This is a genomic window from Allomuricauda sp. F6463D (assembly GCF_023015965.1).
Taxonomy (GTDB): Bacteria; Bacteroidota; Bacteroidia; order Flavobacteriales; family Flavobacteriaceae; genus Flagellimonas.
Map to the genome: position 1 here is coordinate 153,262 of NZ_JALKAN010000004.1, position 10,575 is coordinate 163,836.

General features: G+C 33.8%; 11 protein-coding genes. 2 read left to right on the forward strand and 9 right to left on the reverse strand.

Annotated features, from left to right (window positions below; all coding sequences use genetic code 11):
* Window positions 1–113: 113 nt before the first annotated feature.
* From MWU56_RS15715 to MWU56_RS15735, 5 genes are all read right to left on the reverse strand, one after another.
* Window positions 114–854 carry an SDR family NAD(P)-dependent oxidoreductase gene (locus tag MWU56_RS15715; RefSeq protein WP_247046019.1) on the reverse strand — a complete coding sequence of 247 codons (741 nt, stop codon included), beginning with the start codon at window positions 852–854 and terminating at the stop codon, window positions 114–116.
* 77 nt (window positions 855–931) lie between these two features.
* Window positions 932–1,498, reverse strand: a complete 567-nt coding sequence (locus tag MWU56_RS15720; RefSeq protein WP_247046047.1) for a Crp/Fnr family transcriptional regulator — start codon at window positions 1,496–1,498, stop codon at window positions 932–934.
* A gap of 82 nt (window positions 1,499–1,580) precedes the next feature.
* Window positions 1,581–2,540 (reverse strand): alpha/beta fold hydrolase, encoded by a 960-nt coding sequence (locus MWU56_RS15725; protein ID WP_247046021.1) that lies wholly within the window; start codon window positions 2,538–2,540, stop codon window positions 1,581–1,583.
* 72 nt (window positions 2,541–2,612) lie between these two features.
* Complete coding sequence (locus MWU56_RS15730) at window positions 2,613–3,176, reverse strand: TetR/AcrR family transcriptional regulator (protein WP_247046023.1); 564 nt, start codon at window positions 3,174–3,176, stop codon at window positions 2,613–2,615.
* Between the two features lie 677 nt (window positions 3,177–3,853).
* Entirely contained in the window at window positions 3,854–4,204 is a 351-nt protein-coding gene (locus MWU56_RS15735; RefSeq protein ID WP_247046025.1) for a tRNA-binding protein, read from the reverse strand.
* 608 nt (window positions 4,205–4,812) lie between these two features.
* On the opposite strand from MWU56_RS15735, the gene MWU56_RS15740 reads away from it, so the two are divergent.
* Window positions 4,813–5,781 (forward strand): IS110 family transposase, encoded by a 969-nt coding sequence (locus MWU56_RS15740; RefSeq protein WP_247046027.1) that lies wholly within the window; start codon window positions 4,813–4,815, stop codon window positions 5,779–5,781.
* Window positions 5,782–5,883: 102 nt separating this feature from the next.
* Here the strand turns inward: MWU56_RS15740 and MWU56_RS15745 are convergent, their stop codons facing one another.
* From MWU56_RS15745 to MWU56_RS15760, 4 genes are all read right to left on the reverse strand, one after another.
* Window positions 5,884–6,861, reverse strand: coding sequence for a retron St85 family RNA-directed DNA polymerase (locus tag MWU56_RS15745; protein ID WP_247046029.1), 978 nt, complete (start codon window positions 6,859–6,861; stop codon window positions 5,884–5,886).
* 196 nt (window positions 6,862–7,057) lie between these two features.
* Complete coding sequence (locus tag MWU56_RS15750) at window positions 7,058–7,957, reverse strand: retron St85 family effector protein (protein ID WP_247046031.1); 900 nt, start codon at window positions 7,955–7,957, stop codon at window positions 7,058–7,060.
* A 152-nt stretch (window positions 7,958–8,109) separates the two neighbouring features.
* A complete protein-coding gene (locus MWU56_RS15755; RefSeq protein WP_247046033.1) occupies window positions 8,110–9,288 on the reverse strand; it encodes a toxin-antitoxin system YwqK family antitoxin in 1,179 nt (392 codons plus the stop codon).
* Window positions 9,285–9,776 (reverse strand): hypothetical protein, encoded by a 492-nt coding sequence (locus MWU56_RS15760; RefSeq protein ID WP_247046035.1) that lies wholly within the window; start codon window positions 9,774–9,776, stop codon window positions 9,285–9,287. Before MWU56_RS15760 ends, MWU56_RS15755 begins: the two co-directional genes overlap by 4 nt.
* A gap of 237 nt (window positions 9,777–10,013) precedes the next feature.
* Here MWU56_RS15760 and MWU56_RS15765 point away from each other — a divergent pair.
* Window positions 10,014–10,575 (forward strand): IS110 family transposase (locus MWU56_RS15765; protein WP_247046037.1); only part of this gene is annotated, 562 nt, incomplete at its 3' end.

Here is a 10,575-nt window from a genome sequence, read left to right on the forward strand (position 1 = left end):
CCAAATTTCATTTTTAGTGGACTTTGTAAATAAACACAATAGCTTTGGTCAAGCACAAAAGCCCTATGCTTTTTTTATACATTGTCAGCGGTTCGTTGTTTTCCTCTTTATTATTACCAAGCAATTTCCTCTGTTTCAGGATTTGTTTCTTCACTAAAGAATTTTCCTGTTGAACCGTTTTGGTCAATTGTTGCATATTTGACAACTCTTCTAGCTGCTGTTTCCACTTCTCCTCCATTTCCGAAAGTGAAATCTGTAGCAGTTAATCCCGGACAAACGGCATTTATTTTAAAATTTGTATCACGTAATTCGTGAGCTAAATGAATCGTGTACATATTTAAAGCGGCTTTAGAAGCTGCATAAACGGCATATTTAGCATAGTTGCAAGCGGGCCAGTTTGGGTCACTTTGAAAGGCTAGAGAACCGACACTTGTACTTAAATTTACTATTCTTGGTTCTTCGGACTTTTTAAGTAACTTGATAAATGCGTTGGTAACTCTTGATGTTCCTATAACATTTACATCAAATGCAGCTTGAAACTCTTCTGGTTTGGCTTCTAAGGCGGTGTATGGTTCATTTCCTCCATTAACACCAGCATTGTTTATTAAAACATCCAAAATATCGGTTTTTCTACCAATTTCTTCACGAGCTGTTTTGACTGAATTGTCATCTGTTACATCTATTTGAATATCTTCAACATTGGTTAAATCTTCCGCTTTCAGCTTATCAACAGCCGAAGCACCATTTTGGTTGCTTCTACTCCCGATATAAACGTAATACCCTTTTTGTAATAATAATTTAGCTGTAGCAAAACCAATACCTTTGTTGGCTCCTGTAATTAATACTTTCTTCATTTTGTTTCTTTTTTAATGATGAAGCAAAATTCTGTCGATTTAAAAAGATTTGATTTACCAAATGATAAAAAGTATTTTTAGCTTATATTTTTTCGAATTCGGCTTAACGATTGTTGTGTTACTCCTAAATAAGATGAAATATATGATAGAGGTATACGATTAACTAATGAAGGATAGTTTTCTATAAATTTCAAATAACGTGTCGTAGCATCTTGGGAAATTACAGGATTTTTTCTGGATTTTTGATACATACAAATTTGAACCATCTTACTCTTTATAGCATCCCACTCCACAATAATTTGTGAAAGTTCTTCCCAATTTTGTCTTGAAAAAACAATAAGCGTACAGTCGGTACAAGCTTGTATATAATCTGATGAAACGGTATTCGCCTCAAAATTCACGTAATCGCACATGATACTGTTTTCTTGAATAAAACAACGTGTTATTTCTTCTCCTTTGTTGTTATAATAACAACCTCTAAAAATACCTTCTACTACGAATGCAACTTGTCTCGGTATTTTTCCTGCTTCGGAAAAGTATTCACCTTTATCGAGCGTTGCTATTTCAACTTTTCTCTTTATTAGGTCAATTTGTCGTTGATTTAGTTGACCAAATTCAAGTAGATAGTTTATTAATTCGTCCATATTACTAAAAATTGCCATTTCATTTTTCTTGGAATTTGTCAAGTAGTAGAAAATATTGATTTGCTTTAATCGTGCTGAAGGATTACTGAGCATTCATAAAATATCGTATTTTGGATATAATCTCATCACCATTTTCTTCAAGAGCAAAATGCCCAGTATCATAAATATTATAATCTATTTTTTTTACATCTTTCTTAAATGCTTCTGCACCGCTTTCTGGAAAGTACTCATCATTTTTTCCCCAAACAACTAATAATGGCGGCTGGTTATCTCTTAAATACTGTTGCCATTTAGGGTATAATTTTAAATTATTTTGATAGTCGTACCATAAATCTAAATTTACTTTGTGTGCATTAGGACGTGACATTCTTATATAATCTAAATGCCACGTATCGGGATTAATGTTTTCAGGATTTCTAGTACCGTGAGTATATTGCCATTTTAAACCTTCTAGTGTAAATGCCGGTAACAAAGCTTTTTCGGTACTATCATTTCGGTTTTTCCAAAATTCTTTAATTCCTGCCCAAGCTTCCCCAATACCTTCTTCATAAGCGTTCCCGTTTTGAGTAATAATTGCGGTTACCTTTTCTGGATTTGCAGTTGCAATTCTGAAACCGATAGGAGCTCCATAATCCTGCATCATTATGGCATAAGAGTCTAAGCTTTTTAATTCAATAAATGATTGCATTGTGTGAGCCAAATTATCAAAGGTATATTCATATGTTTCAGGAGAAGGAAAATCACTATTACCAAATCCTGGATAATCTGGAGCTATTAAGTGAAATTCATCACCAAGTTGATTAAGCACTTTTCTGTATTGATGTGATGATGATGGGTAACCGTGTAACAATAAAATTGTTGGTTTACTTAGGTCTCCAACTTCTCTATAAGCAATTGACACGCCATCAACTATTGTTTTTCTGAATTTAATTTGATTCATTTTAGTTTCAGATTTTATGTTCTTTTTTTGTTCGAATGTATTATTTGTACAGCCAATACATAATGCTATACACATTATGAGAATCCATTTGGTTTTTTTCATATCAATTGATATTATAGTTTCAAAACAGTGGTAAACAACCGAACGTTCGTTAAAATACTAGGGTAAATTTTTTTAATTTTTTGTATAGATTGTTTCAATGTTTTTTAAGGTATTCATAAAAATATTGGGGTTATTAAAGCCTTTCGAAACGATAAGACTACCTTGAATATCAATAAGTACTTGAATTGCTTTTTCTTTTGCTACTGCTTGGGTTAAATCAAATGCGATACCAACACTTGTAAAAGTATCCACCCAATGTGACATAGATTCGTGTATGAGTTGATTAATTATCTCTAATCTTGATTGTGTAGAAAAGGCCTGTAATAAACACGAACTATTACCATTATTATAAAGTTGTTGAATGGACAACAATCCGTTTTTAAGTCTTTCTTCAGCAGGTAAAGATTGATTAGTTAATGTGTTAAAAATATTTTTCTCTACCCAATTATTAATATTTAACAATACAGCTTGTGCCATTTCTTGTTTACCTTTGGGAAACCTATGATATAAGCTTGCTTTTTTTAACCCAGTAACTTCTGCTAATTCAGCCAAACTTGTTCCTTCATATCCTTTGCTTTTAAATAATTTTGCAAAGCGATTAAGCATTTCTTCTTCTTCTATTTTTTGTGGTCTCATATTGCAAATGTATAAATTGAAAAGTATTTTACCAAACGTTCGGTTATTAACTTATGCGAATTGTTGTACCGTAAATAATTACCCTTGATTAGTTATGATATACTGTATATATAAGTTGTTGATTGTAGCAAGTGAGGAGCGAGCGCATGAATAGAACCTGATGGAAGTAAGTAGTTGTATTCGTTGGTATTCAAATTATTATGTAAAAAAGGTTGTTTTTTCCAAATTCGGGTATTTCGTTATCGTCTAAATGTGGGAGCATTATTGTTTGTATAATTAAATGCTAGCTGTCAGGATGTGAAGTGGATATTTGTAGTTTTCCAGAGGTTTTCAACTAGGCATTTAGCTTTTCATATGCACTTCTGCGACCTTGATGTTTATCAATATCCTCCTTATTACACTTTTTTCATTTTCATTCTCACACTGTTCAAGCGCTTTATTGTACTGCTCTAGTTTGTTGTTTATGTAATCTAAATGGCGTCGTATTTTCTTTTGCTTGAACTCCGTTGTGTACTCTCTTATTGGTTTTGATATGTATTCAAAGTTAATTCAAACAGTCAACATGCTCCTATCTCATACTCCAGTCAAATGTAGTAAGTCCAATAGCTAATTCTATTCCAGAAGTTGACCCTGTTGTCAGAGCTACTCTTTTCGTGATTTCGTTATATTTTTGATTGTTATCCAATGCGTGTTCCATTTTCAATCTTTCTTTCAGGTTCGATTAAGGTAACTTCCTTGTTTCCGCCGACTCCTCCCAAAACTAAACATTCACTCATTATATTTGCAATTTGTTTAGGGGGAAAGTTAAGTACTGCAATTATTTGTTTTCCTATTAATTTTTCAGTATCATAAAGTTTGGTTATCTGTGCAGAAGTTTTTTTAGTACCAAATTCACCAAAATCTATAACCATTTTGTAAGCTGGGTTTCTTACTTCTTTAAATTGCTCGGCAGAAATAATGGTTCCTACTCTCATTTCAACGTTCATAAACTCATTCCAAGTTAATTCCTTTTCTTTTATTTGTTCCATTTATTTTGATGTCTTAATTTATCTATTCAGTTTTTAAATTGTGCCTAACGGTTTCGTGTATGAGCAGTAGCGGATTTTAACCCACTAAACTGTCAAATAGCACCGACCTTTGAATTAAAGTTTTACGTTTCAAAAATAGCACTGAACCCGCTATTGCTTATACACAACTTAAGTTTGATTCTCATTAAATTGATGTAATAATCAGAAAGAACAAAAGAGAGAATTAAGGTTAGTATATACGGTGAAGCTATGGACTTCGACTACATTGATAATCCTCTCTCTTTTACTACTCCAAGCACGTTCAGTTCTGTGAGACCTTAGATCTCGTTTTCAAGTTGTTGTGAGCGGAAGTAGCCAGTTCTTTCATAAATCATTACTTATGAATAAATATAAAGAAACTTTTGGAGTCGACATCAGTAANATGTAATAATCAGAAAGAACAAAAGAGAGAATTAAGGTTAGTATATACGGTGAAGCTTCGGACTTCGACAACATTGATAATCCTCTCTCTTTTACTACTCCAAGCACGTTCAGTTCTGTGAGACCTTAGATCTCGTTTTCAAGTTGTTGTGAGCGGAAGTAGCCAGTTCTTTCATAAATCATTACTTATGAATAAATATAAAGAAACTTTTGGAGTCGACATCAGTAAGGATGTCTTTGATGTACATGGTAATGACACAGGTCACGACCAGTATAAGAACGACGAAACGGGGTTCGGGAAATTCCTTAAGGAATTACCTAAAGGTTCATTGGTCGTTATGGAAGCCACCGGTTATTACCATTACAGGCTTGCGCAGTTTCTTTACAAAAATGGAGTGCTCGTTTCCGTGGTAAACCCATTGTCGATAAAGCGGTTTATCCAGATGAAATTGGCCAAGGTGAAAACGGACAAGAGCGATGCCAGGGCCATCTGTGACTATGCCCTGGTCAATGAGGTCCCTCTTTACGGTGCCCTGACCGATAACCAAAGTGAGTGTTTACAGTTGTTCCGGTTATTGGATGCCTATCTGAAACAGCGCACCGCGACCAAGAACAAGATACATGGGGAGGATGTTCTGGGCGTCCCATCAAAGTTCGTATATCGCTCCTTGGTGCGCAACAAGAAACAGTTGGACAAAGAAGTTGTGGCCATCGAATCAAAAATTCTATCATTGGTTAAAGGGGATCAACAGGAACAATTGACCTTGTTGACATCGATACCAGGGATAGGGCAAAAGACAGCGTTGTTCTTAATTGTGGTTACAGATGGTTTCCGTAAGTTCGAAACGGCATCACAGCTTTGTAGTTACGTTGGTATAACCCCAACGATACGGGAATCGGGAAGCAGTGTCAGGGGCCGGGCCCGGATCAGTAAGGTGGGAAACAGGAAACTGCGTAACCTATTGTTCCTGTGTTCGTTCAATGCCTGTAAGCACAACAGGGCCTGCAAGGAGATCTATGAGCGGATAACGGCAAAGGGCAAGAGCAAGAAGCTGGCATTGATCGCAGTGGCCAACAAACTACTCAAACAGTCCTTTGCCATTGCGAAATCAGGCAGGCCGTACGATGAATCGTATGTTTCGGTGTTGCCAAGGTAGTTTTTGATAAAAACAGCATAGAAATGGCCCGGGGAATTTGATTTATGGATCTATGGGCCTGGAACAATAGTGTTTCGGATTAAAGAAGAATTTACTTGTTTTTTACCTCAGTTCTTTGTTGGCAATAGTTATTTTTTCCACAAGCGTTTTCGGATGTGCCTTTTTTAATTCCGTAACATATTTGTAAAGTTTTTTATATCGCGGTTTATCTACGCTATTTAAATATGAAATCCAGCCGTTTACTTCATTTAGTAAGACTGTGTTTTTTTGTTCTTTAGGTTTTGTAAGGTGGTATATTTTTGACCTCACAAGTCTATATTTTGTTTTTCCAATTCCAAATCTATTGTTCGAGATGACTAATCCCGTTATTCTTTTTGCTCGACTTGCTCCAGCCATTCGTGTTTTTTTAGGATTTATTAGAAAACCCTCATCTTCTATAATGTTTTTTACTACTGGTAAAATTTGAATGGTATTTGCAGGGTGAAGTCCAGAAAAAGATAAATCATCTGCGTATCGTGTATAAGTAATTCCTCTTTTTCCAACATAACCTTGAATACGTTTGTCTAGTTTCCAAGTTATTAGATTAGCCAATTTCGGCGAACAAGGACTTCCTTGTGGTAAAGAACTATCACAAGTACAAATATTCGTAAGCATTGTCGATATTAGCTTATTATATCCTATTGACTTAAATACATTATAAACCTGAATGTCAGTTACAGTTCCAAAAAAATCTGATAAATCAATTGTAAGCATACAATTAGCATTTATATGAGGTCTTGCGTTGTCTGCTGTTGAACTTCCTTTTTCAAATCCTTTGCAAGAATCAGAAACCTTTAGTTTGTTTAGAATATTTACTAATATCCAAGCCTGTAATCCTTTAAGGTTTTTACTTGGCTGACAAATTGTTCTTGTACCTCCAGATTTTTTCTTTATTGGAAATTTTTTATAATGAAAGTCCGACCTTTCTGATAATTGATAAAGTGTGTATTTTGAAAGGTGTGTAATTTGAGAGAAATCATCGATTGTTTGGATTATTGGTAGTCCAAGCATATTCAATCGTATGTTTTCGTTTTTTGCCATTTCTTTGTTAGAATGAAGGAAAGAAAGTTCTTTATACTTCTCAATAGTTGAGTGAAATTTAAGGATATCTGAGGTGTCGAAGATATCCTTAAAATTTGCGATGATAGTATCTAAGTTTAAAACTCGAGCGTCGGAACAACACTCACTCGCTTTTTTTATTACATAACGTAACAAAAAGCGTCTAAAAAGAACTTTCTTAAATCTTCATTTTTCTATTTCTTAATTTAAAATTTAATATTTCTAAGCGTAGTTTATCTAACGCTTCTGTTTCATCTTGTACCTTTATTCTACTACTTATTTTTCTTAGTTTTTCAAATTGTTCTAGACCTAAATCCGTTAATTTATAACCATCAATTGTAAACTCTACAGCTTTCTTTTTTGTAAGAGTTGTCAATGCTGTTCTGGTAGCTTCAAAGGAATTAGAAATATCATCTATCGCTTCTCCGACAATTTTACCCAATGTTAAATCATTTATTGGCTCAAGTAAATATATTGTTGGTAATAAAAAACTGTCCAATTGAAGCAGATTGACTGATTTTGTCTTTACTGCACTATTTTTTCTAGTGAAATTAATCGCGTATTTAATTTCATCCATTTCGTTTGATAAATCATTTGGGTCTATAAAAAGCACTCCACTTTTATTAGCTTTTTTAATTAACTTTATTGGACCTTGATTTATAAAACTTTTATTTTTCTTATACTTTTCATCTATTATGCATACAATCTTTGCTCTCAATTTTTCATTGTTTGCAAATGCACCAAGTTCTGCAAAAGAACCGGGACTTTCAGGAATCATTAATATTACGTCAACACTATCAGCAAGTAAATTCTCTAATGACAATAAATCTTTGCTTTTTGAACTATATAAAAGTTCATCAAAAATATCTTCTGGATATATTATTTCATACCAATAGGAATTCCAGAAATTTTTAAACTCATTTGCTATCTTATATCTCAATTTGTCTTTCAATGAGATGTCAGCTCCACATAAGAACATATTGATTTTTAAAGTATTCAGCGGTTTGTAAAAGTCATCGCGAATTCTTTTCGCTAGCTTTTTACAATCTTCATCTGATATTTTTCTTTGTGTGCTCAATGTTTCTTTATAATTATTGTCAACGGTCTTGTATAAGCGCAGTAGCGGTTTTCACGCATTAACTTTTTGGCTTATAACAGACCTTAAAATTATACTTTTCTTTGGTTTTATCACTTTACCCGCTATTGCGCTTATACGTTGTTGGCATTTCGTTATTTTTTCACTCCGAGTGTTTCTATTATTTCCAAAGGTTGGTCAATCCTTTTTAGTTTCTTCTCTAAATCTCTATTTTTCGTATTTCTTAATTCGCTTATCTTTTCAGATAACTCAATACCCAAAGTTAACAAATCGACTTTCTGTTGCAAATCGTCTGTCTTTCTCAATTCAGCCTTGACATAATTTGTTGCAATGACATAGGCATTATACAAATGTTTCTTTTTGGTCTTATAAACTGTTTCGTCAAAAAGCATTGACCCAGCTTTATCTTCCACTACATATAATTTCTCAATGTTTTTGATTTGTAGCTCGAACTCTTTCGATTGCTCATTGACCTTTTTGGTCAAAGCAAGTCTTTCTTCTTCAATTCTTTTTATTCGTTCGGTCTCTTTTTGTTCTGCCAATCGTTTTTCTTCAAGTAGTTTTCTTTTCTCTTCTTCTTTTTTGGCTTTTGCTATTTCCTTTTGGTGAGCTATTTCTTGTTCTTCTGGTGTTTGCATTCGCTTACCCAATTCGTATAACTCTTTTGATTTTATTGTGCCGTCTTCGTTATATTCAATCCAAGCGCCATCTTTTTCGTCATTTACTAAAAATCCTTTTACTTCTAAATAGCCAGATTTGCTCCAACCTAAATATTCGCCGTCAATTTGTTCGTTTTCATTTAATGTATATTCAGCAAATTTGTTCCCATTTTCGTAGTACTCAAAGCTTTTCCCAATCTTCAATATTTTTTTCTTTTGACCATTTGGAAAGTAAAATATATTGCTGACGAGAATGTCATTTTTATAAGTCTGTCTGAATTCTAAATACCGTTTACCGTTTTCGCTAAAATTATATCTCAACCTTTCGCCATTCAATTGGCCATTTTTGTAATTAGCTATATCGGATATTTTACCTAAACTCTGAACTCCGCCATAAGTGACAGAAGCCTCGTTTGCTCCAACATAAGTTGTTGATTTACCATTCAGTTTGTTGTTTGTATAGTTTCTATGTTCCAATAAGTTTCCGTATTCATCGTAAAGTTTATAATAACCGTTTATTGTCGGCGTATTTGGCTTAACTTGATAAACTTCTTTTAATTTGGTTTTGGCATAAGGGTCATAATAGGTTTTTACCAATGTTTGAGAGAAGATAAAATTTGAGACGAATAAAAGTAATAAGGTTAATTTTTTCATTTTATTGATTTGCAAGGTTTGTGAAATACGTTATCGAAAGCTTTTTCCATTTGTTCTCGGATTAATTTTGAGCTATTCTTCATTTTGTGAACTATTACAATCCATTTCCAATCTTTGTAAGGTTCTTGATTTATATTTATTCCATTGATTTTGTCTTCAATTTTTAAGCAAACTTTGTAATTCGGTTCGTTGTTTTTTCTTGTCGAGTTATAATATTCATTTGAAAGATGACTTAAAAGTCGTTTTTTAATAAAGTATGAATGTCCTCTATAAATAGCTTTCAAGTTTTCATATTCAAATTGACACGGGTTTTCCTCAAATGTTTTGTTAGTTAGAATGATATAAAAACCAGTTCCGTAATAAATCTTTTTGAGGTCATTTTCTGTTTCGACCTTTATAATTTGAATGTCACTATTAGGTTTAGAATAGTCATAATTTTTAAAGTAGTCTTTTAAATCCTCTGCAATTGATTTGGATGTGTCCTCCATCAAAACAGCAATTATTTTTATACGTCTTAAGTTTGATTCTCATTAAATTGATGTAATAATCAGAAAGAACAAAAGAGAGAATTAAGGTTAGTTTATACGGTGAAGCTTCGGACTTCGACAACATTGATAATCCCCTCTCTTTTACTACTCCAAGCACGTTCAGTTCTGTGAGACCTTAGATCTCGTTTTCAAGTTGTTGTGGCCAAGGTAGTCTGCTCTTTCATAAAATCATTTCTTATGAATAAATATAAAGAAACTTTCGGAGTCGATATCAGTAAGGATGTCTTTGATGTACATGGTAGTGAATATGGTCATTCCCGATTTAAAAACGATTCTTCCGGTTTTAGGTTGTTTATAAAATCATTACCTCAAGACAGTCTTGTGGTCATGGAGGCGACCGGCTATTACCACTATCGACTTGCACAGTTTCTTTACAAAAACGGGTTGGCCATATCGGTAGTGAACCCTTTGTCGGTCAAGCGTTTTATACAGATGAAACTTGCCAAGGTAAAGACGGACAAGAGTGATGCCAAAGCTATTTGCAATTATGCATTGTCCAATAAGGTTCCCCTGTACAATGCCCTGACCGATGTACAGGCAGAGTGCCTTCAGCTCTTTAGGTTAATGGATAGTTATCTGAAGAAGCGTACAGCTACAAAGAACAAGATTCACGGAGAGGAAGTTCTGGGTATTCCATCCAAGTATGTTTACAGGTCTTTAAAACGTGACCTCAAACATTTGAACAAAGAGGTGAAAGGAATCGAAGACCGTTTGTTGGGACTTGTAAAACAGGATCAAC

Coding starts and splice junctions, on each gene's coding strand:
- MWU56_RS15715 (WP_247046019.1), bottom strand. CDS start 854: ATGAAGAAAGTATTAATTACAGGAGCCAACAAAGGTATTGGTTTTGCT.
- MWU56_RS15725 (WP_247046021.1), bottom strand. CDS start 2,540: ATGAAAAAAACCAAATGGATTCTCATAATGTGTATAGCATTATGTATT.
- MWU56_RS15755 (WP_247046033.1), bottom strand. CDS start 9,288: ATGAAAAAATTAACCTTATTACTTTTATTCGTCTCAAATTTTATCTTC.
- MWU56_RS15740 (WP_247046027.1), top strand. CDS start 4,813: ATGAATAAATATAAAGAAACTTTTGGAGTCGACATCAGTAAGGATGTC.
- MWU56_RS15720 (WP_247046047.1), bottom strand. CDS start 1,498: ATGGACGAATTAATAAACTATCTACTTGAATTTGGTCAACTAAATCAA.
- MWU56_RS15760 (WP_247046035.1), bottom strand. CDS start 9,776: ATGGAGGACACATCCAAATCAATTGCAGAGGATTTAAAAGACTACTTT.
- MWU56_RS15735 (WP_247046025.1), bottom strand. CDS start 4,204: ATGGAACAAATAAAAGAAAAGGAATTAACTTGGAATGAGTTTATGAAC.
- MWU56_RS15745 (WP_247046029.1), bottom strand. CDS start 6,861: ATGGCAAAAAACGAAAACATACGATTGAATATGCTTGGACTACCAATA.
- MWU56_RS15730 (WP_247046023.1), bottom strand. CDS start 3,176: ATGAGACCACAAAAAATAGAAGAAGAAGAAATGCTTAATCGCTTTGCA.